General features: G+C 61.8%; 21 protein-coding genes and 1 riboswitch. Of the genes, 5 read left to right on the top strand and 16 right to left on the bottom strand.

Translation table 11 applies throughout. The features are described 5' to 3' along the window. The first annotated feature begins 36 nt into the window (after window positions 1-36). A complete protein-coding gene (locus tag F3H58_RS09345) occupies window positions 37-1,167 on the top strand; it encodes a cobalt-precorrin-5B (C(1))-methyltransferase (protein ID WP_188128845.1) in 1,131 nt (376 codons plus the stop codon). Here F3H58_RS09345 and cobM read toward each other — a convergent pair. From cobM to cbiE, 3 genes are read right to left on the bottom strand one after another with little or no spacing between them, the layout of a single operon-like run. After that, on the bottom strand, window positions 1,122-1,895 hold the full coding sequence (gene cobM, locus F3H58_RS09340) for a precorrin-4 C(11)-methyltransferase (RefSeq protein ID WP_149742002.1): 774 nt from the start codon (window positions 1,893-1,895) through the stop codon (window positions 1,122-1,124). The two genes, F3H58_RS09345 and cobM, sit on opposite strands and share 46 nt — an antisense overlap. Then, window positions 1,892-2,311 (bottom strand): cobalamin biosynthesis protein, encoded by a 420-nt coding sequence (locus F3H58_RS09335; RefSeq protein ID WP_188128844.1) that lies wholly within the window; start codon window positions 2,309-2,311, stop codon window positions 1,892-1,894. Before F3H58_RS09335 ends, cobM begins: the two co-directional genes overlap by 4 nt. After that, window positions 2,305-3,564: a precorrin-6y C5,15-methyltransferase (decarboxylating) subunit CbiE gene (cbiE, locus tag F3H58_RS09330; RefSeq protein ID WP_149742000.1), complete on the bottom strand. Its 1,260-nt coding sequence runs from the start codon at window positions 3,562-3,564 to the stop codon at window positions 2,305-2,307. Before cbiE ends, F3H58_RS09335 begins: the two co-directional genes overlap by 7 nt. On the opposite strand from cbiE, the gene F3H58_RS09325 reads away from it, so the two are divergent. Continuing rightward, entirely contained in the window at window positions 3,563-4,345 is a 783-nt protein-coding gene (locus F3H58_RS09325; RefSeq protein WP_149741999.1) for a cobalt-precorrin-6A reductase, read from the top strand. The genes cbiE and F3H58_RS09325 overlap by 2 nt on opposite strands. Here the strand turns inward: F3H58_RS09325 and F3H58_RS09320 are convergent. From F3H58_RS09320 to F3H58_RS09290, 7 genes are read right to left on the bottom strand one after another with little or no spacing between them, the layout of a single operon-like run. Further along, on the bottom strand, window positions 4,312-5,073 hold the full coding sequence (locus F3H58_RS09320) for a precorrin-3B C(17)-methyltransferase (RefSeq protein ID WP_149741998.1): 762 nt from the start codon (window positions 5,071-5,073) through the stop codon (window positions 4,312-4,314). The genes F3H58_RS09325 and F3H58_RS09320 overlap by 34 nt on opposite strands. Continuing rightward, entirely contained in the window at window positions 5,070-5,837 is a 768-nt protein-coding gene (locus F3H58_RS09315) for a precorrin-2 C(20)-methyltransferase (protein WP_149741997.1), read from the bottom strand. The genes F3H58_RS09320 and F3H58_RS09315 overlap by 4 nt, the downstream gene beginning before the upstream one ends. Continuing rightward, window positions 5,834-6,466 (bottom strand): precorrin-8X methylmutase, encoded by a 633-nt coding sequence (locus F3H58_RS09310; RefSeq protein WP_149741996.1) that lies wholly within the window; start codon window positions 6,464-6,466, stop codon window positions 5,834-5,836. The genes F3H58_RS09315 and F3H58_RS09310 overlap by 4 nt, the downstream gene beginning before the upstream one ends. Then, window positions 6,463-7,818 carry a precorrin-3B synthase gene (cobG, locus tag F3H58_RS09305; RefSeq protein ID WP_149741995.1) on the bottom strand — a complete coding sequence of 452 codons (1,356 nt, stop codon included), beginning with the start codon at window positions 7,816-7,818 and terminating at the stop codon, window positions 6,463-6,465. Before cobG ends, F3H58_RS09310 begins: the two co-directional genes overlap by 4 nt. Continuing rightward, window positions 7,815-11,165 (bottom strand): cobaltochelatase subunit CobN, encoded by a 3,351-nt coding sequence (cobN, locus tag F3H58_RS09300; protein WP_149741994.1) that lies wholly within the window; start codon window positions 11,163-11,165, stop codon window positions 7,815-7,817. The genes cobG and cobN overlap by 4 nt, the downstream gene beginning before the upstream one ends. 2 nt (window positions 11,166-11,167) lie before the next feature. Beyond that, complete coding sequence (gene cobW, locus F3H58_RS09295; protein ID WP_149741993.1) at window positions 11,168-12,205, bottom strand: cobalamin biosynthesis protein CobW; 1,038 nt, start codon at window positions 12,203-12,205, stop codon at window positions 11,168-11,170. Then, complete coding sequence (locus F3H58_RS09290; protein WP_149741992.1) at window positions 12,202-12,627, bottom strand: DUF1636 family protein; 426 nt, start codon at window positions 12,625-12,627, stop codon at window positions 12,202-12,204. Before F3H58_RS09290 ends, cobW begins: the two co-directional genes overlap by 4 nt. A 121-nt stretch (window positions 12,628-12,748) precedes the next feature. Further along, window positions 12,749-12,964: riboswitch (cobalamin riboswitch) on the bottom strand. 134 nt (window positions 12,965-13,098) lie between these two features. Here F3H58_RS09290 and cobO point away from each other — a divergent pair. Then, the gene (gene cobO / locus F3H58_RS09285) at window positions 13,099-13,716 is read left to right on the top strand and encodes a cob(I)yrinic acid a,c-diamide adenosyltransferase (protein ID WP_149741991.1); all 618 of its coding nucleotides are present in this window, start codon (window positions 13,099-13,101) and stop codon (window positions 13,714-13,716) included. 1 nt (window position 13,717) lies between these two features. Further along, the gene (locus tag F3H58_RS09280; protein WP_149741990.1) at window positions 13,718-15,175 is read left to right on the top strand and encodes a cobyric acid synthase; all 1,458 of its coding nucleotides are present in this window, start codon (window positions 13,718-13,720) and stop codon (window positions 15,173-15,175) included. Here the strand turns inward: F3H58_RS09280 and cbiB are convergent. Further along, window positions 15,162-16,127, bottom strand: a complete 966-nt coding sequence (gene cbiB / locus F3H58_RS09275) for an adenosylcobinamide-phosphate synthase CbiB (RefSeq protein WP_149741989.1) — start codon at window positions 16,125-16,127, stop codon at window positions 15,162-15,164. The two genes, F3H58_RS09280 and cbiB, sit on opposite strands and share 14 nt — an antisense overlap. Between cbiB and cobD the strand changes: the two genes are divergently transcribed. After that, entirely contained in the window at window positions 16,126-17,172 is a 1,047-nt protein-coding gene (gene cobD, locus F3H58_RS09270; protein WP_149741988.1) for a threonine-phosphate decarboxylase CobD, read from the top strand. The two genes, cbiB and cobD, sit on opposite strands and share 2 nt — an antisense overlap. Here cobD and F3H58_RS09265 read toward each other — a convergent pair. From F3H58_RS09265 to F3H58_RS09245, 5 genes are read right to left on the bottom strand one after another with little or no spacing between them, the layout of a single operon-like run. Further along, the gene (locus F3H58_RS09265) at window positions 17,154-18,431 is read right to left on the bottom strand and encodes an L-fuconate dehydratase (RefSeq protein ID WP_149741987.1); all 1,278 of its coding nucleotides are present in this window, start codon (window positions 18,429-18,431) and stop codon (window positions 17,154-17,156) included. The two genes, cobD and F3H58_RS09265, sit on opposite strands and share 19 nt — an antisense overlap. A gap of 36 nt (window positions 18,432-18,467) precedes the next feature. Continuing rightward, window positions 18,468-18,797 (bottom strand): L-rhamnose mutarotase, encoded by a 330-nt coding sequence (locus F3H58_RS09260; RefSeq protein ID WP_149741986.1) that lies wholly within the window; start codon window positions 18,795-18,797, stop codon window positions 18,468-18,470. A gap of 11 nt (window positions 18,798-18,808) precedes the next feature. Then, window positions 18,809-19,942: a mannitol dehydrogenase family protein gene (locus F3H58_RS09255; protein ID WP_149741985.1), complete on the bottom strand. Its 1,134-nt coding sequence runs from the start codon at window positions 19,940-19,942 to the stop codon at window positions 18,809-18,811. Beyond that, window positions 19,939-20,949 (bottom strand): zinc-binding alcohol dehydrogenase family protein, encoded by a 1,011-nt coding sequence (locus F3H58_RS09250; RefSeq protein WP_149741984.1) that lies wholly within the window; start codon window positions 20,947-20,949, stop codon window positions 19,939-19,941. Before F3H58_RS09250 ends, F3H58_RS09255 begins: the two co-directional genes overlap by 4 nt. A 3-nt stretch (window positions 20,950-20,952) precedes the next feature. Further along, window positions 20,953-21,774 (bottom strand): amidohydrolase family protein, encoded by an 822-nt coding sequence (locus tag F3H58_RS09245; RefSeq protein ID WP_149741983.1) that lies wholly within the window; start codon window positions 21,772-21,774, stop codon window positions 20,953-20,955.

Raw genomic sequence — 21,774 nt, 5'->3', positions numbered from 1 at the left:
ATGACGGAAAAAGCCGTCCCGGCTATAGAAATTCATATGGATACGGATGGAAAGACCCTTCGCCGCGGCTGGACCACGGGCACCTGCGCGGCAGCCGCCACGAAGGCGGCCTGCGCCGCCCTTCTGACCGGCGAGTTTCCTTACCCTGTGGAGGTCGAACTTCCAAGCGGCGCGAGGCCGGCATTTTCCCTCGCCACTGAGGAAAAGGGTGAAAACTTCGCGCGCGCCGGCGTCGTCAAGGATGCCGGAGACGATCCGGACGTTACCCACGGTGCGCTGATCGAAAGCACGGTGCGGCAAGGTCAACCGGGAAGCGGGATTATCTTCAAGGCCGGAAAGGGCGTCGGCACCATCACCCGGCCGGGCCTGCCCCTGCCGCCGGGAGAACCCGCCATCAACCCGGTGCCGCGCAAGATGATCGAAACCGCCATTCGCGAAGTGGCTGGCGAGGAGGCCGATTTCGAGGTCGAGATTTCCGTCCGCGACGGCGAAAAACTGGCGGAAAAAACCCTGAACGGCAGGCTCGGCATCGTCGGTGGCATTTCCATCCTCGGCACCACCGGCATTGTCATTCCCTTTTCCTGCTCGGCATGGATCCACTCCATCTGGCGCGGCATCGATGTGGCGCGTGCGACCAGCTGCACCCATGTGCTTGGCGCCACCGGCAACACCTCCGAAAAAGCCGGGCAGACGCTTTACGATCTGCCGGAAACCGCGCTGATCGACATGGGCGATTTCATCGGCGGCATGCTGAAATATCTGCGCAGCCACCCCGTCGAGCGGGTGACGATTGCCGGCGGCGTCGCCAAGATGACCAAGCTCGCCCAGGGCATGCTCGACGTGCACTCCAAGAAGGGGCTGGCCGATCTCGATGCGCTGGCGGCATTGGCGACGGAAGCCGGAGGAGATGAAAATCTCGCCATTGCCATCCGTCAGGCCAACATGGTCGCACACGCCTTCGAATTGGCCGAGGGCGCGGGGATAGACCTCGGTGCGGTAGTTGCGGAAAAAGCCTGGGTAACCGCCGCGGCGGCGCTGAAGACGCCGGCCATTGCGCTCGATATTCTGGTGTTCGATCGTCAGGGCGCGCTCAAGGGCCGCACCGCCTCCACGCCGTCGCATCAGCCCTTTGCATCTTCCTTCGGAGAGCGGAACCGCCGGACATAGTCGGTGCTATAGAGCGCGCTTTCGCGAAAATCCGTCGAGGCAAGTCCATGCCCGACGAAGATAAGGGCGGTCCGCTCCACCGGTTCGGCGGCGAGCTTGTCCTCAATGTCGAACAGCGTGCCGCGAATGACCCGCTCATCCGGCCAGGAGGCGCGTACGACGATGGCGACCGGGCAATCCGAACCGTAAAGCGGCGTCAGCTCTTCCACCACCTTGCCGATGGCATGAATGGCGAGATGGACGGCAAGCGTCGCGCCCGTCGCACCGAAAGCCTTCAGCGTCTCACCGTCAGGCATCTTCGATGCGCGCCCGGAAATGCGGGTCAGCACAAGGCTCTGCGCCACTTCCGGCACCGTCAGTTCCCGCTGCAAAGTGGCGGCTGCAGCGGCAAAGGAGGGCACGCCGGGCGTGACGGTATAATCGAGACCCAGTCGCTCCAGCCGGCGGATCTGTTCACCCATGGCGCTCCAGACGGAAAGGTCGCCGGAATGCAGCCGCGCCACATCCTTGCCGGCCTCTGCTGCAACCACGAATTCCGCCTCGATCTCGTCAAGCGAAAGCGCTGCCGTATCGACGATGCGGGCGCCCGGAGGGCAATAATCAATGAGCGCCTTCGGAACCAGCGAGCCGGCATAAAGGCACACCGGGCAGGCGGCGATAAGATCGCGCCCGCGCACCGTAATGAGATCGGCAGCACCCGGACCGGCGCCGATGAAATGAACCGTCATTGTTGTTCTCCATATTCGATGGCGCAGCCGCTGTCGCGTGGGGCATCGTCAGTCGTTGCGATGGCCACCGTCACATCGCCAACAACAAGACGCGACGCGACCAGCCTTGCATTCTCTCCGGCGGCGGCAAGCGCCGCCGCTTCACTGACACTTGGCGAGCCGGCATGATCAAGGCTTGCCTGTGAAAATGTCATTGTTTTCGAAGCAACCGCCTCAAGCCGTTCCTGCGATACGATTTCCAGCGACAGCGACAAGCTCTTCGCCGCCTCCACAATACCGGCTTCATCGGCCTTGAGCGGCGCAGTCGCCAGGCATTCCGCCATCATGCCAAAAGCATGCTCCGCAGCGCGCACGGCGGCAATAATAGCATCTGAACCCGTGCCTCTGCGGCAGCCTATGCCAGCCACGGTCACCATGGCTTGGTCCAGCTCCACTGCGTCACCGGCATTGCCGGACGCCAGCCCGACATGGAGCCAACGGCCGTCACTCGCGACACATCCAGACGGATCATCGAGCCGCGGTGCCGCGCATGGGCGGCAAGCAGCACGGCCTCCATTTCCAGTGTAATCGCATTGGCGACCAGCCGCCCGCCCGGTTTCAGGGCCTCCATAGCCCCCTCAAGCACACCCGCTTCACTGCCGCCGCCACCGATGAAAATCGCATCCGGCTGAGGCAAGCCTTCAAAAGCCGCAGGGGCCGCGCCGATCATCACCTCAAGCCCCGGCACACCGAAAGCTTCGGCATTGCGGGCGATACGCTCCGCCCTTTCCGGGTGTTGTTCTATGGCGATGGCACTGAGCGAGGGATGGGACAGCATCCATTCGATGCCAATCGAACCCGAACCGGCACCGATATCCCACAGCAATTCGCCCCGCCGTGGGGCAAGAGAAGAAAGTGTCACGGCGCGGATTTCACGTTTGGTGATCTGCCCGTCATGTTCGAACAGGCTGTCATCAAGCCCGCAAGTGAAAGGCAGAACGCGGGCGCCCTCATCAGCCACGACATCAATCGCCACCACATTCAGTGCATCAATATCAGCAAACGTAAAATCAACCGCCTTGACCTGCCGCCGCATCTCCCGCTCTCCGCCCAGGGCTTCGAGCAAAATGAATTCCGACTGGCCGAAACCCAAATCGGACAACAATTCCGCGATCAAGGCCGGGGCGTGGGCATCCGAGGTGAGCGCGATGATGCGTGCGCCGGCATGGAGATGCGGCCGCAGGAGATCGATGGAACGCCCGTGCAGCGAAATGCATTCGACCGATTGCAGCGCCCAGCCGAGCCGCGCGGCGGCCAGCGAGAAAGCGGAGGGCGAGGGATAACAAACTGTCTCACCCGCCTCGATACGCCGCAGAAGCGTAACACCGACGCCATAAAAGAACGGATCGCCGGAAGCCAGCACACAAACCCGCTTGCCACGCAGCGCCACGACATCGCCCATATCCGTATCGAACGGCACCGGCCAGCGTCGTGCTTCACCACGAATGGCCGCGGCCGCCAGTTCCAGATGGCGTTTGCCGCCGAAAACCACCTCGGCCCCTTCTATCGCCTCTATCGCATTCCGGCCCAGCCCCTTAAGCCCATCCTCGCCAATGCCGACGATGGAAAGCCAGGGCTTCTCTTTCTTTTCTGTGGAAGCATCGCCCGTTCCGGAATATTCAGACGTCATGACACGCTCCATACTCATCCTTGGCGGCACGGCGGATGCCCGCATTCTGGCTGGCAGACTGGCCGAAGAATCCGGCTACCGAATTCTGCTCTCCATGGCCGGTCGCACGCTCGCGCCGGTCGAACAGCCAGTGCCGATGCGCAGCGGCGGTTTTGGCGGCGCGGGCGGGCTGGCGGATTTCATTCGCGCAGAGAATTTCGATATTCTGGTGGACGCCACCCATCCCTATGCGGCGAAGATTTCCGCCAATGCCATTGAGGCCGCAGGGCTTGCCAAAGTTCCGCTGGTCGTCCTTTCGCGTCCTGCCTGGCAGCGCCAGCCGGGTGATAGGTGGCGTGAGGTGGAAAGCGTCGAACAGGCTGTCACCGCGCTCGGCGACGAAAGCAAACGTGTATTTCTGGCGCTCGGCCGACAGGAGCTTCTTCCTTTCGAAGCCGCGCCCCAGCACAACTATCTCATCCGCAGCGTCGACCCGGTGGAGCCGCCACTGAAACTGCCGCATGCGCGCTATATTACCGCGCGCGGCCCCTTTGCGTTGGACGACGAAATCCGCATGCTGGAAGAAAACCGCATCGAGAGGGTGGTCTCGAAAAACTCCGGTGGCAGCGCGAGCTATGGCAAGATCGAAGCCGCAAGACGGCTTCGCCTGCCGGTCATCATGATTGACCGGCCGCGACAGCGGAACGACGCGCCCCTGAATGACGTGACGGTGCCGGATATTGCCGCTGCGCTCACCGCCATTGGCCATCAGCTCTCTCTTCTCGAAAAACGCGGCGAATAAACCAGCGGTTCTTTGCCGGAACGTTCGATCAGACGTGTTTCAACCGAGCCGACGATAATGCAGGTGGCCATATCTGCCATGTCGCTCGTTGCTTCCGATAGGGGTACGACCCGAATACGCTCATCCGCCCGGCCTGCCGCACGACCGAAAATCACCGGCACCGAACCGGGCAAATGCGCCCTCAACAGATCAAAAGCGGTACCTAGTTGGTGCGGCCGCGACTTGCTGACGGGATTGTAGAAAGCCATCACAAAGCCTGCTTCCGCCGCCGCGATCAGCCGTTTTTCAATGATGCCCCAGGGTTTCAGATTATCCGACAGAGAAATGGCGCAGAAATCATGGCCAAGCGGCGCGCCGGCCTTTGCTGCCACGGCCAGCATGGCAGTCACACCCGGCACGACGGAGAAATCGATATCGCGCCATTCGGCGGGGCCACTTTCGATCGCCTCGCAAACCGCAGCCGCCATGGCGAAAACACCGGGATCGCCGCCGGACACCACACAGACTCTGCCGCCGGAAGCCGCAAGCCGCAGCGCCTGTTCGGCGCGTGAGATTTCCTCACGATTGTCCGAAGCATGGCGGCGTTGATCGGGTCTCAGCGATAGACGGTCGAGATAGGGAATATAGCCGAAGAAATCCTCCGACGCCTCGACGGCGACAAGCGCCTCCGGCGTTACCTGCGCCGCACTGCCGGGGCCGAGGCCGACAACGACCAGCCTGCCCGTCATGGCTTTTCACCAGCAGAGGGTCTGGTTTTCCAGCCCGGCACCAGAACCAGCGAAAAATAGGGAGCAGGTGATGCGTCACGCTCGATGAGCCGCACCGCATGGCTGTTGGCCATGGTGCCGCGCTCGACATAAAGCGCTTCTTCAAGCTTACCGGCCTTTTCCAGCGCCCGGCGAATCTTCGGCAGGTTGCGCCCCACCTTCATGATCACCGCACCATCCGTGCCGGACAGACGTTCCGTCAGCACATCTTCACCGAGCGTGCCGGGAAGCACGCTCAAAATATCATCGCCCTGCACCAGCGGCAGACCGGCCATGGACCAGCAGCCGGACATGGCCGTGATGCCCGCAACGACTTCCGCCGGGTAAGATGGCGCAAGCCGCAGATGAAGGTGCATATAAGAACCGTAAAACAGAGGATCGCCTTCCGACAGCACGGCGACGTTGCGCCCGGCTTCGAGATGCACAGCGATGTCCTTCGCCGACTGATCGAAAAAGGCGGCGATGGCATCGCGGTAATCGTTGCCATTTTTATCGCTTTCGACTGTTACCGGATAGACCAGCGGCATTTCCAGCGTTCCGGGCCGGATGAAAGCTTCGACAATACCGCGACCATTGCCGCTGCTGCCTTTCTTGCAGAAGAAGGCAAGCACATCGGCATTTTCAATGGCGCGGACAGCCTTCAGCGTCAGAAGCTCGGGATCTCCGGGGCCGGTGCCGACGCCCACGAGTTTACCCTTCGGATGTTCAAAAAGAGCCGCACTCACAGGCCAGCCCTCGCAACGGCATTTATAGCGGCAGCCGTCATGGCCGAACCGCCCATGCGTCCCTTGACGATGGCATAGGGAATGCCAAGCGAACTTGCCTCCAGCGCGTCTTTCGATTCCGCCGCACCCACAAAGCCAACCGGCATGCCGATGATGGCGGCCGGGCGCGGGGCGCCTTTTTCCAGCATCTCGAGAAGATAGAACAGTGCAGTCGGCGCATTGCCAATGGCAACCAGAGCGCCGCCCAGCTTCTCTGCCCACAGATCGAGTGCGGCGGCGGAGCGGGTGTTGCCAATCTTTTTCGCCAGTTCCGGCGTGCGGGCATCGCGAAGGGTGCAGACCACATCATTGTCAGCCGGAAGGCGCGCGCGCGTCACGCCATGGGCGACCATTTCCGCATCGCAGAGAACAGGCTTGCCGGCTCGTAGAGCACCACGTGCCGCGGCAACAAAATCCGGTGAAAAGCGGAAATGGCTGGCCGCCTCCACCTGCCCGCAGGCGTGGATCATGCGAATGGCGATATCCGCCTGCTCTTCGGTAAAGGCGGACAAATCCGCTTCCTCACGAATGATGGCGAAGGAGCGCTCATAGATCGCATTGCCGTCGCGAATATAGTCATAGTCGGTCATCGGTCATCCTGTCGAAGCGCCGCACCGATCGCCTGTTCGCCCAGCCGGGCAAACAGGGTGGCGGCGTTTTCACCGGGCTTATGTTCTTTTTCGTAAAGACGGGCAAGCCGCGAAAGCGCCGTCCTCTGATGCTGAAAAAGTAAAATGCCATCCGGCAGGTCACCGGCGCGGCCCGAAATCGAAAAGGCCAGACCATCGGCGGTGCCGGAAAAAGTGAGAAGCGACGGCGCGGGGTGCGCGCAACCTTTGCCGCAGCCGGAAATATGCAGCGTGAAGGAGCCATCCAGCAACGAGGCGCATTCCTCAGACGCAAAGGCGGCCAACTCATGGGTGGGAAGAAAAGCCGAAGCGCAGCCTGGCGCGCCGGGACAGGCGGCAATGGAAGAGCGCGCGTCACCTGCCGTCGTGATGAAACCGGACGCCCTTGCAATCTGAAGCAATGCGCCGCAGGCAAATGACGATCCAAAGAATAGCAGGCTATGGTTTGGTGCCGGCAGCAGGGCCGTGATGCCGAGGGCACCGGCCCGTTCGCAGAGATGCGCCAAATCGCAGGCCCGGATTTGCCCGAAAGCAGGCGCGACAGCAATGGCGAAGCGATCCTTTCCCGTCATCATCAGTCCCAGAGGCGCAGAAGCCGCCCTGGCGTCATCCACAATCACCCGATCCAGCAGGCGATCACCGCAGATTGCTTTTATCGTCGAATGGTCCAGATCGCGGCCACGGGCAAGCGGCCCTTCGCCGGCCAGATAGGCGAGCAGCGACAGGACGACACCCGCCGCTCTGTCCGCCTCGACCAATCCCGCACTCAGCGCCCTGCTTTCCGCTCCACCCACGAGCAATCGCCATACGGCCCGCCCATCAAGCGACACAGCTTTCAGGCGAATATCGGCCAGCAGATCTTCCATGGAGAGGCGCCCGCCGCCATCGATGACGACAGACATTTTAGCGGCAAGCTTTTCATGGAGAACGAGCCTGTCGGCCTCTTTTCGAATCTCCTCGGCGAGAGGGCGACCATCAGCAATTTCAGCGTCATCACGGCCGGCAAGAGGCGACGTCTCGACCGCGAGCCCCGCACGCAGCGGCAAATGCAGCGCCAAAACGTCTTTTTCCAGAGCACAGGCGCTTTCCGGCGTCAGACCGCGAAATTGCAGGCTGCCGCGGGCGGTAATGTCGATCAATCCGTTGCCATGCCGCTCGGCAAGATGGCAAAGCACCACCATGTCACGCGGGTCGATATCCGCCTCGAAAGCGATCCGCGACAAAAAACCGTCGCCGGTGCGCATGGGGGCGGACAGGGCCGGGCAGAGGCCACGGCGGCCGAATGGCTGAACGGGATCGGCGGCCATCATCACGCCTCCACCCTTTGGGAGCGCGGCAGGATCAGCATTTCGAGTTCCGCATCCACCGCGTTGCGGCGGCTGTGCCACAGCCCGCGACGGCGAGCGGATAAAAAGCGTTCGGCCATCACCTGTGCCGCTTTCGGGTTTTCCCGCAGGATGAAATCGCGCACATCCCCATTGCCGAAATAGGCGTCGTAAAGCGCCTCGATCATCGAGGAGGATACCGCATGGGTGGTTTCGGCAAAACCGATCAACCGGTCCACCGTCTCGAGGAATTCCGCCGCCCCGCGCGGACCGTGCCGCATCTGGCCGGCAATGAAGCGGGGATTGACGGCGCGCGCGCGCACCACCCGCGTCAGCGCCTGCGTCATCGACCTTGCACGCGGGCGCGCCGGATCTGTCGTATCGAGTGCAACAATATCGGCGACGCCGCCAAGCACAGCCTTCGCGGCGGAAAAGCCGCCGATGAAGGCAACATCCGAAGAACCGTCCAGAAGGTCACGGCCCGGATCGTCGCCGGTATGAACAAGAAGATCGGCGCGCCTGACCAGCTCCACAAAACCGGTATCTTCGAAAATCTCCAGCCCGTCCGCACCGCCGAAAGCGTAGCTCGCCGCATCGAGATAGGCCTGCCCCAGCTCCTCGCGTTCGTCCCATTTCCCGCTGGCAAGCTTTTCTTCGATGCCCGCACCATAGGTGCCGGGCGCGGAGCCGAAAATGCGCGGCGGAATATGCCCGAGCGTGGCAGCCTCTTCCGCAAGCGGATTGTCGCCAGGCGCCTCCTCCCGTCGCGCAACGGCCTTGGCGGCGGCGTCGAGAAGCGCGATCAGCGCCGGGAACATGTCGCGGAACAGGCCGGAAATGCGAAAGGTGACGTCGACACGCGGCCGCCCCAGGCTCGCCGGCGGCAGAACCTCAATGCCGGTGACCCGGCCGGTGGCGGGGTCGTGGATCGGTCTTGCCCCCATCAGATGCAGCGCCTGCGCCACATCCTCACCGCCATTGCGCAGGCTGGCGCTGCCCCACAGATCGAAAACCAGATGTTTCGGCCAGTCGCCATGGGACTGCAGATGATGGCGCAGCACCTCTTCGCCCGCCATGCGGCCCAGCTCGAACGCCGTCGGCGTCGGCATGGTGCGCGGATCGGCGGCATAGAGATTGCGGCCCGTGGGCAGCACATCGAGCCGTCCGCGCGCAGGTGCGCCGGAAGGGCCGGGGACGATATGCCGGCCATCGAGCGCGGCAAGCAGGGCAGCTTTTTCCGATTTGGCGCTTTCAAGCCTCAGAAGGTCGGTCTCACCCTCGGCACTGCGGCCAAAAACATGCTGGCCATCCTTGATGGCGAAATCCTTGAGGTCGCAGAGAAAAGCGTCGATGCGTGAGAGGGCCGCATCGGCATCATCCTTCGCAGCCACGCCCGCTTCCGCCGCAAGCCCGGTCTCCAGCGCCTTTTCGACGATCAGTTTCGCCAGCCGGTCACGCCGGCGGCGATCCAGCCCATCCGCCTGCGCATATTCATCGACCAGCTGCTCCAGCGCCGACTGTTCTGGCGAAAGCCCGGCATTGACCAGCACGGGCGGGACATGGCCGATGGTCACGGCCGCGATCCGCCGCTTGGCGACCGCCGCCTCGCCCGGATTGGAAACGATGAACGGATAGACCACCGGCAGCGAGCCGGTGACGATTTCGGGAAAACAATTGCGAGAAAGCGCCACCGTCTTGCCCGGCAGCCATTCCAGCGTTCCATGCGCGCCAACATGCACGATGGCATGCGCACCCGCAATCCGCTGCATCCATACACCGAAGGCAACAAGCGCGTGACGCGGCGGCAGGGCAGGGTCGTGGTAGTCCACCCGACGATCCTCATTGCGGCCCCTGTCCGGCGCCAGCGCCACGAACACTTCGCCGAAACGGGCAGCGCGGAACCGGAATGCGCCATCGACGAGTGCATCGTCATCGGTTGCCGCGCCCCATGTCGCGTTCACGGACCCGGCAGATGCCGAGGGCAAGGCGGAGAAAAAAGCCTCGTAGGTGGAAAGATCAATTGCCGCTTCCTGCTGTTCGACGCAGTCGAGCAGCGCCCACGCGGTCTTAGGAATATCCGTGACCGTATAACCGGCCCCGGCGAGATCATGCAGCATTTCGAGAACGCTTTGCGGCACATCGAGACCCACGGCATAACCGGTTCGCCCGGGTGCCGCACCGGGATAATCCGGCATCAGAATGACGATACGGCGATCCCGTGGAAGGGCATTCCTCAGCCGCAGGAAAGCGGCGATGCGATTTGCCACCTGCTCAACGCGATCAGCCTCGGGTACATTGAGCAAACTCGCGCCGCCATCCACGCGCGCCTGTTTGAAAGAAATCGCACCGGCGAGAATCCGGCCATCCAGTTCCGGCAGGACGACATGCATGGCAAGATCGGAGGGATTGAGACCCCGCGCATTTTCCGCCCATCCGTCGCGCCGCGTCGTCGCCATCACCACCTGAAACACCGGCACGCCGAGACGGTCGAACAACGTTGCACCGTTTTCATCCGTCTGGCTGGCGAAGGCGGTGGCGGCAATGATGGCGGCGGGCCTCAGATCGGGCAGCACCGTTTTGAGGAAACGAATCGCCTCCCCATCCTTCAGACCACTGACAAAAATCGGCAGGGGTGCAAAACCGCGCTGCGAGAGCGCCTCGAAAAGCGCATCCACCGGTGCAGCATCTGCCGCCAGCAGCATGGAACGGTAAAACAGAATGGGCAGAACGGGCGCACCGCCGGGAAAACCCGCGCAAGCTTCCGCCCTATCCACAACGCCCCTGCCGGGCCGGTAGAAACCGGCTTTCGGCAGCGGCTCGGCTTCGATATCCGGCCATGGCTCGCCTCTTGCAAGAGCGGCGAGACCAAAAGCAAGCCGGTCCATATTCTCCTGCCCGCCCTCGCGGAAGAAGGAGAGGACCGAGGCCAAAATCCGCCGATCGACGGTCGAGGCCGCTTCGAGTTTCTCGTCCCTTTCGCTGCACTCACCCGGCAAAAGCAGAAGCTTGATGCCGCGCCTGCGCGCAAGAATGGAAAGCTGATCGACACCGTAACGCCAGCGTTCCGCACCGCCGAGAATCCGGATAAGAATAACCCTGGCATGTTCCGCCGTCTTTTCGATCCAGAGATCGACCGACATGGGATGTCGAAGCTCGGAGAGGTTGGCGGCTGACAGGGAGGGGAGCGCACCCTCTGTTCGCCGCCAGGCCTGTTCCAAGCCGGCCAGGTCGCTTGCCGAAAAAGACAGTACCGCCACATCAGACCGGGGCTGGTTGAGATCAACCGGCTCGATCAGGTCGTCCAGAGACGAGGATGTGGTGGCGAGAATGTGCATCGTCAGGCGGCCAGCATCTGTTCGATCTTTTCGCGGTTGATGCCCTTTTCGCCGATGACGACGAGGCGGCTGCGGCGTTCCTCACCCGCGGCCCAGGGTCGGTCGTAATAATGGTTGACGCGGCTGCCGACAGCCTGCACCTGCAGACGCATCGGCTTTGCGGAAACCTCGATGAAGCCCTTGATGCGCAGGACATTTTCCGCAGCCGCCGTCTCGGCGATACGGGCCGCCAGCGCTTCCGGGTCGGTCACGGCCGGGAGATCGATGACGAAGCTGTCGAAATCGTCATGCTCGTGGTCGAGTTCGCCATCATGGTGGGTACGGCGGTTTTCGATATCCTCTTCCACCGCAAGGCCAAGACCGATCAGCACGGCGGGGTCGATGGCGCCATTGGAGGCCACGACGATCTTTGCCGCCTTCGGCAGATGTTCGAGAACATGCTCCTTGGCCTTGTTGAGGCCGGCATCGTCAAGAAGATCGGCCTTGGTCAGCACGATAAGATCGGCGCAGGCGACCTGATCCTCGAAAACCTCTTCGACCGGATCATCGTGATCGAGCGCCTCGTCATTGGCCCGCTGGGCGGCGAGCGCTTCCATGTCGTGCGCCACCTGCCCTTCGGCAAGGGCGGCGCCATCCACCACGGCGACGACGGCATCCACCGTCACGCGGCTCTTGATCGCCGGCCACTGGAAGGCCTGCACCAGCGGCTTCGGCAGAGCGAGGCCCGAGGTTTCGATGAGGATATGCTCCACCTTCGGCTGGCGGCTCAGAATCTGTTCGATGGCAGGCTGGAAATCATCCGCCACCGTGCAGCAGATGCAGCCATTGGCCAGTTCGACGATGTTTTCTTCCGGGCAGCTTTCAATACCGCAACCTTTGAGAATCTCGCCATCGATGCCGATATCGCCGAACTCGTTGACGATGATCGCCAACCGCTTGCCGTCCAGCTTTTCGAGAAGGCCGCGCAGTAGCGTGGTTTTGCCAGCCCCCAGAAAGCCGGTGACGATGGTGCAGGGAACGCGGTCCAGAAGGGTACTCATGATCTCTCCTCGGTAAAATCGAATGGGGGAATGCGCGCCACCATGCCGCGCTTTAAGGGTTCGGGGCGGCCGCGCCAGGGCATCAAGCCGTCGTGGGCGGCAGCCAGCAGCCGTGCACCGGTCAGCAAATCTTCCGCGTCACCGGTCGTCAGCCCGCCGAAGACATAGGACCAGCCATTGGCGCTGCGCAGCACGGCGCTAAGCCCGCGCTTGCAATTGGCGAGGCAGTTGACGGAACGAACGGTGACACCCGTTTCCTCCGCCTTTGCGAGGACGGCATCGGCGAGACGCGAACCGGGGCGCGGTTCGGCATTGGGATCGGCTTCATCGCGACAGCTTCTGCAAACGAAGACGGTCACGCCGGACGCCGTTTCGTCCTGCGTGTTTCCGCCTGCACATGAAGATGTCGCTGAAATATCCAAACCGTATCGTTTCCCGCGCCTTGCAAAAAAATCTCGGGGGTGCGGATGTCGAATACGGTATGCGGACAGGCGCAAACCGGATGTTCGATCTAACCGACTGACCGGAGCACCCCGCCCGGCAGACGTTTTTCCTGAAACGGCAGGTCTCCTGGCTCGCGGCTTTACACCCTGACACCGCCTTCCCGAACCCGTTGAGGTGTCCAGTGGCTTTACGGTGCGGGCTTACCGCTTACAGTTGCGGGGGCAGCCACGGAATGACCCGGTAGTCGGGGTTGGAACCGTGTTCCCTCTTAGCTTTTCCCGTTGCCGGGAAAAGACCGTCAGTCCGTTACCCTTAGGCTGAACGGGCGTGGGGGTCAATGCCGGGGCCCTGTGGCCCGCACATTGCCGGGTGCGGCAAATTGGGTATAGTCGCCGCTCCGAATGGCGGGGGCACCGGGTCCCGCGCCGCTGGATGAAAAGGAAAACGCGATGACACGCGATATCAGCGACAGCGAAGCCGAACGTCACCGGCAGAAAATGGTCACCCGCAAGACCGTGCAGGACGCGGAAGTTGCGGAAAAGACCATCGAAAAAGGTCTGCTGATGATCAATACCGGTCCCGGCAAGGGCAAATCCACCGCCGCTTTCGGCCTTGCCCTGCGCATGCTCGGCACCGGGCGGCGGGTAGGCGTCGTTCAATTCATCAAGGGCGCATGGTCGACGGGAGAACAGCAGGCGCTGACTTTGTTCGGCGACAGGGTCGTCTGGCGCACCATGGGCGAAGGGTTCACCTGGGACACGCAGGATTTGAAACGCGACGTCGCAGCGGCGGCAAAGGCCTGGGAAGAAGCCAAAATCCTGATGGCCGACGAGACCATCGGCCTGCTGATCCTCGATGAGCTGAACATCGCACTCCGTTACGATTACCTGCCGCTGGAAGAGGTGGTGGAAACGCTTTCCAGCCGCAGGCCCGATCTGCATGTCATCGTCACCGGCCGCAATGCCAAGCAACCGCTCATCGACGCGGCCGATATGGTGACGGAAATGACCCTCGTGAAACATCACTTCAAGGCGGGCGTAAAGGCGCAGGCAGGGATAGAATTTTGATATGACTGCGCGCGTGCTGATGTTTCAGGGAACTGGCTCGGATGTTGGCAAATCGCTGATGGTGGCCGGCCTTGCCCGCGCCTTCGTCAGGCGCGGCCTGTCCGTCATGCCGTTCAAACCGCAGAACATGTCGAACAATGCGGCGGTCACCGCCGATGGCGGCGAAATTGGCCGCGCGCAGGCGCTGCAGGCACGGGCGGCGGGCGTGCCGCTTTCCGTGCATATGAACCCGGTGCTCCTGAAGCCACAGAGCGAGACCGGCGCCCAGGTGGTGGTGCAGGGCAAGATTGCCGGCAATGCCAGGGCGGCCGACTATCAGAACATGAAGGCCGGGCTGATGCCGCGCGTGCTCGAAAGCTTTAACCGCCTGAAACAACGGGCCGATCTGGTGCTGGTGGAAGGGGCGGGCAGCGCCTCCGAAATCAACCTGCGTACCAATGACATCGCCAATATGGGTTTTGCGAGAGCTGTGGACGCGCCTGTGATACTGATCGGCGATATCGACCGGGGCGGCGTCATCGCCAGCCTCGTCGGCACCAAAGCCGTGCTCGACGCTGAAGACGCGGCGATGATCGAAGGTTTTATCGTCAATCGCTTTCGCGGCGATCCGGCCCTGTTTTTGGACGGCATGCGAATAATTGCGGAAAAAACCGGCTGGGCCTCTATCGGGCTCCTGCCGCATTTTTCCGATGCCGCGAAGCTGCCGGCTGAAGATGCTCTCGGGCTTTCCGGCCCGGCTGAACGGAAACCTGGCGCGAAGATCCGCATCGCCGTACCGATCCTGCCGCATATTTCCAATTTCGACGATCTCGATCCGCTGGACATGGAACCGGATGTCGAACTGATCCGCGTGCGGCCGGGCGAAACCATTCCCGCCGACTGCCGGCTGGTGCTGCTTTGCGGCTCGAAAGCCACCATTGCCGATCTTGCCGTGCTGAAAAATACGGGGCTCGACATCGATATCAAGGCGCATGTGAGACGCGGCGGCCATGTTCTGGGCCTCTGCGGCGGCTACCAGATGCTTGGAAAAACCGTTGCCGATCCCGAAGGCATCGAAGGACCGCCGGCAACAGTCGACGGGCTCGGCCTGCTGGGTGTCGACACTGTTCTGACGGGGGACAAAAGGCTGGTTTCCGTTACAGGGAAAAGTTTCGACGGAATTGATTTATCCGGCTATGAAATGCATGTCGGTGAAACCACGAGCGGAACCGACAGCCTGCCGTTTTCGAAAATTGATGGACATGAAGACGGCGCTGTGTCGCCTGACGGCCGCATCTTCGGCACTTATATTCACGGCCTGTTTTCAGATGACCGCCAACGCGGCGCGTGGCTTGAGCGGCTTGGCGGACAGAACACGGAACTGAACTACGATGCACAGGTGGACGCCGTTCTCGATCGCCTCGCTGCGCATATGGAACAGCACCTCGATCTCGACCGTCTGCTTGCTATAGCGCGATAAGGATCGCCAGAAGTCCCAGCAGGCCGATCAACAACAGGTCGGCAACCCGTGCAAGCCGCAGCGCCGTGCGAATATCGCCGGCAACAAGTGCCGCCCTGCCGCCTTCGCCCATGAAACGCGCCTCGATCATCTGCCCGCCATAGGAGCGCGGCCCTGCGAGCGCAAAGCCGAGAGCGCCGGCCAGCGCCGCCTCCGGCCAGCCGGCATTGGGGGAACGGTGATGATGGGCATCGCGACGTATCGCGGCAATGGCCCCGCCGGGTGATGCACCCTTAACAAAAAACGCGGCAACCACGAAAAGACCGCCGCTCAGCCGTGAGGCCGGCAGATTGACCAGATCGTCCAGCCGGGCGGAGGCCCAGCCGAAAGCCTCATGACGGGGTGAGCGATGGCCGATCATGCTGTCAGCCGTATTGATCGCCTTGTAGGCCGCGCCGCCCGGCAGGCCCAGAAGACCGAACCAGAAGGCGGGAGCGACGATGCCGTCGGAAAAATTCTCGGCCAGACTTTCGATCGCCGCCCGGCAGATCGCCGCCTCGTCCAGCTTTTGCGGATCGCGCCCGACGATCATCGATACCGCCTTGCGGCCGCCTTCCACGCCCTCTCGTTCAAGCGCAGTGGCGACAGCCTCCACATGCTGTTCGAGACTTTTCTGCGCCGGCAGCGAAGCGCCAAGCACGGCAACCAGCAAAAGGCCGGAGGGCAGGAAGAGGAGAATGGATTGCGCTAACCATGCAACAAGCAGCGTCAGCCCGACGAAAACGACGAGCGCCGCCACGCCTGCCCCCTTGCGCTGTGAAAATGACGCGCTCTCCCGGTTCCATTTTTTATCCAGCAGCGCGATAAGCGAACCGATCCAGGTGACGGGATGGCCGATGCGTTTGAACAGCCAGTCCGGATAGCCGGTCAGGCGTTCGATCACGAGCGACAGGAAAGCGAGAGCAAAGAACATGGGCGAGACAGTACCAGAAAAGGCGAAAGCTGCGATCCGTCACGGCGGCAATCTCGGCAGGGCGCGTCTGCTGTTTCCTGAAGCGCCGGAACCATGGATCGACCTTTCGACCGGGATCAATCCGCACTCCTATCCGCATTCGCCGATCCCCGCTAGCGCATTCGCCCGCCTGCCGGAACCGGACGCCGCCGAAGAATTGAAACATCTGGCCGCAACCCATTTCGGTGCGCCCTCCGCCCGGCATGTGGCGCTTTCCCCCGGCACCCAGATGCTGATGCCATTGCTGGCCCAGATCGCTATCGCCCGCGGGGCCAAGAGCGGCGCAGTACTTTCACCAGCCTACGCGGAACATGCCCGGACCGCACGCATGGCCGGGCTGGCTGTGACCGAGGTGGAAAACATTGATGCGATGTCGGCTCACGACTATGCCGTGGTGGTCAATCCCAATAATCCCGATGGCCGCATCACGGATCGCGCCGCATTGTTGTCGCTGGCCGAAGCCATGCGCCGCAAGGGCGGACTGCTCGTCGTGGACGAAGCCTTCACCGAAACAGGAGGTGCCGAAAGCCTAGCAGATGCCGCCGGTCAGGATGCGCTGGTGGTCCTGCGCTCCTTCGGCAAATTTTACGGCATGGCGGGCGTTCGGCTGGGTTTCGCGATTGCGCAGCCCGATATCGCTACTGAGCTGGAGGCGAAGCTTGGACCCTGGGCGGTCTCCGGCCCGGCGCTGCATATCGCGACGCAGGCTCTGGCGGACGGGGAATGGCAATCATCCATGCGTCTGCACCTTGCCGAAGACGCCCGGCGCATGAACGCCATGCTGGAGAAAGCGGGGCTGGCAATTGCCGGCGGCACCTCGCTGTTTACTCTGGTGCGGGATCCCCGCACCGCAGACCTGTCCAGCCATCTGGGCCGACACGGCATTCTGGTCCGCATTTTTGATGAAAGGCCGAACGACATGCGTTTCGGCCTTCCCGGTAGCGAGACGGAGTGGCGGCGGCTCAAGGAGGCGCTGTCATCCTTTGACTATTCCTCGAAGGTGTAGGTCTCAATCGACTCCGGCTTCATTTCGATGGAGAAGCCCGGCAGTTTCGGCGGCATGTAAGCGGCATTTCTGATATCGCAGGGCTCGATGAAGTGCTCATGCAGGTGGTCCACATATTCGATCACGCGGCCTTCCTTCGTGCCTGATACGACCAGATAGTCGATCATCGACAGATGCTGCACATATTCGCAAAGGCCAACGCCGCCGGCATGCGGCCAAACCGGCAGATTGTATTTGGCGGCGATCAGCAGCACCGCCAGCACTTCGTTCAAACCGCCCATACGGCAGCTGTCGATCTGCACCACATCGATGGCGCCTTCGGCGATGAACTGCTTGAACATGATGCGGTTCTGGCACATTTCACCGGTCGCCACCTTCACCGGGCCGATGGCGGCGCGGATCTTGCGATGGCCGGCGACATCGTCCGGGCTCGTCGGCTCCTCGATAAAGAATGGCTTGGCGAAAGCGAGCTTCTTCACCCAGTCGATTGCCTGATCCACTTCCCACACCTGGTTGGCGTCGATCATCAGATAGCGGTCAGGACCGATCACCTCACGGGCAATGGTGAGACGGCGGATGTCGTCTTCCAGATCGCGACCGACCTTCATCTTCACATGGTTGAATCCGGCATCGATGGCTTCCTGGCAAAGACGGCGCAGCTTGGCGTCGTCATAACCGAGCCAGCCGGCCGAGGTCGTGTAGCAGGCGTAACCTTCGTTCTTCAGCGTCTCAATACGTTGCTTCTTGCCGCTTTCGGCTTTTTTGAGGATCGCGAGCGCATCGTCACGGGTCAGCACGTCCGTCAGATAGCGATAATCGACGATATCGGCGATTTCTTCCGGGCTCATGTCGGCGACAAGCTGCCACACCGGCTTGCCCGCCTTCTTGGCCAGCAGATCCCATACCGCATTCACAACGGCGCCGGTGGCGAGATGCATCGCGCCCTTGTCCGGCCCAATCCAGCGCAGCTGGCTATCGCTGGTCAGATGCCGCCAATATTTGCCGGGGTTCTCGGTGACGGTGGCAAGATCGGTGCCGACGACCAGATGACGCATCGCTTCGATGGCCATGCAGCAGATGTCATTACCGCGGCCGATGGTGAAGGTCAGCCCGTGGCCTTTGAGACCCGGCTCATCGGTATCGAGAATGACGTAAGCCGCCGAATAATCCGGGTCAGGGTTCATCGCATCCGAACCGTCGAGGCTCTGGGAGGTCGGAAAACGCAGGTCGAAAACACGCAGATCAGTAATTTTGGTCATGGCCGTTCACTCGCGGTCAGTGTCAAAGGAAATCGTTCAATCGTGGTGGAAGGTTTCTTCCATCATCGCCCACCACTCGCCTTCCTTCCGGCTTTCGAGCGGTTGCTGGCAGGGAATGGTGAAGGACCACCATTCCTGGTTCTTGGGGCTTGCGGCCATCTTCGCCATGTCGGCGCTGATATCGCTGCCGTGATATTCCCAATAGCCGAAGAGCAGATTTTCCGGCTCGCGCAGGAAGATCGTGTAGTTGCGGATATTGCAGTCGCTGATAAGCGCCAGAATTTCAGGCCACACAGCCGCATGCAGCCTTTTATAATCCGCGATCATCTCCGGTTTGACGCCTATGACCATGCCCATGCGCTGCATGAAAAACTCCGTTATTGCTTTATGGTGGCGAGCGCAGCGCGCAGCTTCGACTGCGGCAGGCTCAATCCCAGCCGTTCCGCTGCGGCAATGATCGGGGCGAAGCGGCGACGCTTCTTTTCATCGTGGTTGCCGGCGATATCGGAGAGCCGATGCGCGAGAAAGGGATTGCGCAAACGCTCCCGCAGCACGCCGATATAGGCCTGCGCATCATCCCCCATGCCTTCGGCGGCAAAGACCGGCAGAACCTCGTCCCGCCAAAGCATCTCAAGATCCGCAACGAGCGCATCGTCGGCCATTGCCTGACGCACCGTCTCGTCCTTCGCACGCGCATCCTGCAACCAGCGTTCCGCCAGATAGGAGTGGCCGAGATTGAGAAGGAAAAGCTTCAGCTTTTCATAGTGATCGAGATCGTCCGTCAGCACCACGGCAGGGTGCGTGCAGGGAAGGACAAGCCCGTCCTGCTTCTCTATAGCCCATAGCGCATAGGGTTCCGCCACCGCACCCACCGGGTCGATAGGCTCGGAGACGATGCGATCCACCAGACTATTGGCGAAACGGCACTTCTCATTCAGATAAAAGGCAAAACCCGCCGGCAATTGCCACTCATCGGCAAGCCGGCGAATGACCTGTTTCAGCTTTTCGCCATTGCGCGGCAAGAGTTCGCAGGGGAAGATGGACACAGGTGCTTCCGGATTGCGCTGAAAACGCTCCAGCAGCAACATGCAGAGTTTCGCCGGAAAGCTTTTCGGTACGACCGTGAAATCGCCAGCAAGCCCGGCATTATCCGCCGAATCCAGCTCATAACCGCGATCGCCTGTATTGGACAGAATAACCTCGGTCTCGCAGGCAAGGCGGCGCACTTCGGCCCAGTCGGTCGCAGCCGTCAGCGCCCGCGCGACAGCTCCGCCATGAATTTCCTCGTCCACTTCCTGCCCATCGCGGATGCCGCGAATGCGCACGGGGTAGGGGGCGCCGCTGTTCAGCGCCGCAACACGCTTCAGGCTCTCCGCATTGCCGGTCGTCTGGACAATCGCGATACGCCCGAGAGCCTCGCCCTTGTCCAGCGCCTGCGACACAAAGAGATCCGCATGCGCCAGAAGAAAGCGGCTGGTGCCGAATTGCAGGATGGGCGTATCGGGCGTCATGCGACCTCCACCATGCCCTTGATCACTCCGGCCTTCGGATCGGTCAGGCCAGCGAATCTGGAGGGCACATCGGCAAGCGTCATGCGATGGGTGATCAGCGCTTCCGGTACCTTGCCTTCGCGCAACGCCTGCAGGACGCGCTCGAAATCCTCAGGCGTGGCATTGCGGCTGCCGAGCAGCGTCGTCTCCCGCTTGTGGAACTCCGGATCGTTGAAGCTGATATCGCTGGCAACGATGGAGACCAGCACATAGGACCCGCCATGGCCGACAAAGGAAAAGCCGCGCTCCATGGCTTTCGGATTGCCGGTCGCATCGAAGACCGCATCGAAAAAATCGCCGCCGGTGATGTCGGAAAGGCGATCCCTGTCGCCCTCGCCGAGCGCCACCGTGTGTGCGACGCCGAGATGCTCCTTACAGAAATCCAGCCGGTCGGTGCGGCCGTCGATCATCGTTACTTCGCCGCCATCGAGAACGGCGAAAACCGCAACCGCCATGCCAATCGGGCCGGCGCCGACGATCAGAACCTTCTGCCCCTTCTCGACTGCGCCACGGCGCACCGCATGCGCACCGATAGCCAGAAATTCGGTCATCGCCGCCTGATCGAGACTCAACCCCTCCGCCTTCAGCACGAATTGCTGTGGCACGCTCAGATATTCGACCATGCCGCCATCGCGATGAACGCCCAGCACACCGATATTGCGGCAGCAATTGCTCTTGCCCTTCAGGCAGGCGCTACATTCGCCGCACGAGATATAGGGAATGACGGTGACCACATCGCCGGCGGACAGATGGCTGCCTTGCGGCGCTTCTTCCACCGTGCCGGAAAGCTCATGACCCATAATGCGTGGATAGGAAAGATAAGGCTGGTTGCCGGTGAAGATGTGCAGGTCCGTGCCGCAAACCCCGATGCGGCGAATACGCACCAGCACTTCACCTTCGCCACGCACTGGTTTCGGCAGTTCCTTGGAGACGAGTTGACCCGGGGTTTCGCAGAAAATCGCCAGCATGCATCACCTGTGGGAAAGGGAATAAAAACGGATGGCGTTACCGCCGAAAACTGCTGCATGGTCTTCTGCCGGCACGATATCGTGGCAGAAATCCAGCCATGCCTGATAATCGCCCGCCAGCCGCAACACCGGCCAGTCACTGCCGAAAATCACGCGGTTGCCGCCAAAGAGTTCCAGAATGGTCTCGGCATAAGGCCGTACCGCTTCCGGGCGCTGCTCACCGCGCTCGGTCAGCAGACCGGAGAGTTTGCAATGGACATTCGGGAGAGCCGCCAGAGCGGCCATATCCTTGCGCCAGTCGCTGTAGTGACCGGTAGCAATCAGCGGCTTCGCGCCATGGTCGATGACGACAGGCAATTGCGGATGGCGGCGGGCAAAGGCGAGGAGATGCGGCAGATTGGGCGGCAGGACCAGCGCATCGAACGCCAGACCATATTTTACCAGCGCCGCCACGGCGGGATCGAGTGCCGGATCATCGATCCAGGCGGCATCCTCCATGCCCTGCAACATCGGGCGGACACCCTTGAACGCCGGATGTTTTGCCCGACGGGCGATTTCACTCGCTGCATCGGCGGATTTCATGTCCACCCAGCCGACCACACCCTTGATGAAATCGGTCTTTTCCGCCAGTTCCAGCATGAAATCCGTGTCGGCCGCCGTCTCCATCGTCTGAACCAGCACGGTGCCGGAAACGCCGGCAGCGGCCAGCAAAGGCGACAGGTCGGCGGGAAGAAAATCCCGGTAGATCGCGGCGAGCGACGGCGGCGGCCATTGCCCGGCGCGATCTTTCATCAGCCAGAAATGCTGGTGGGCATCGATGAGCAT

This window comes from Rhizobium sp. NFACC06-2 (genome assembly GCF_900101425.1).
Lineage (GTDB): Bacteria > Pseudomonadota > Alphaproteobacteria > Rhizobiales > Rhizobiaceae > Agrobacterium > Agrobacterium leguminum.
This window is presented reverse-complemented; position numbering and strand designations above follow the sequence as displayed.

Coding starts and splice junctions, on each gene's coding strand:
- F3H58_RS09345 (WP_188128845.1), top strand. CDS start 37: ATGGATACGGATGGAAAGACCCTTCGCCGCGGCTGGACCACGGGCACC.
- cobM (WP_149742002.1), bottom strand. CDS start 1,895: ATGACGGTTCATTTCATCGGCGCCGGTCCGGGTGCTGCCGATCTCATT.
- F3H58_RS09335 (WP_188128844.1), bottom strand. CDS start 2,311: ATGGTGACCGTGGCTGGCATAGGCTGCCGCAGAGGCACGGGTTCAGAT.
- F3H58_RS09325 (WP_149741999.1), top strand. CDS start 3,563: ATGACACGCTCCATACTCATCCTTGGCGGCACGGCGGATGCCCGCATT.
- cbiE (WP_149742000.1), bottom strand. CDS start 3,564: ATGACGTCTGAATATTCCGGAACGGGCGATGCTTCCACAGAAAAGAAA.
- F3H58_RS09320 (WP_149741998.1), bottom strand. CDS start 5,073: ATGACGGGCAGGCTGGTCGTTGTCGGCCTCGGCCCCGGCAGTGCGGCG.
- F3H58_RS09310 (WP_149741996.1), bottom strand. CDS start 6,466: ATGACCGACTATGACTATATTCGCGACGGCAATGCGATCTATGAGCGC.
- cobN (WP_149741994.1), bottom strand. CDS start 11,165: ATGCACATTCTCGCCACCACATCCTCGTCTCTGGACGACCTGATCGAG.
- cobW (WP_149741993.1), bottom strand. CDS start 12,205: ATGAGTACCCTTCTGGACCGCGTTCCCTGCACCATCGTCACCGGCTTT.
- cobO (WP_149741991.1), top strand. CDS start 13,099: ATGACACGCGATATCAGCGACAGCGAAGCCGAACGTCACCGGCAGAAA.
- F3H58_RS09280 (WP_149741990.1), top strand. CDS start 13,718: ATGACTGCGCGCGTGCTGATGTTTCAGGGAACTGGCTCGGATGTTGGC.
- cobD (WP_149741988.1), top strand. CDS start 16,126: ATGGGCGAGACAGTACCAGAAAAGGCGAAAGCTGCGATCCGTCACGGC.
- cbiB (WP_149741989.1), bottom strand. CDS start 16,127: ATGTTCTTTGCTCTCGCTTTCCTGTCGCTCGTGATCGAACGCCTGACC.
- F3H58_RS09265 (WP_149741987.1), bottom strand. CDS start 18,431: ATGACCAAAATTACTGATCTGCGTGTTTTCGACCTGCGTTTTCCGACC.
- F3H58_RS09260 (WP_149741986.1), bottom strand. CDS start 18,797: ATGCAGCGCATGGGCATGGTCATAGGCGTCAAACCGGAGATGATCGCG.
- F3H58_RS09255 (WP_149741985.1), bottom strand. CDS start 19,942: ATGACGCCCGATACGCCCATCCTGCAATTCGGCACCAGCCGCTTTCTT.
- F3H58_RS09250 (WP_149741984.1), bottom strand. CDS start 20,949: ATGCTGGCGATTTTCTGCGAAACCCCGGGTCAACTCGTCTCCAAGGAA.
- F3H58_RS09245 (WP_149741983.1), bottom strand. CDS start 21,774: ATGCTCATCGATGCCCACCAGCATTTCTGGCTGATGAAAGATCGCGCC.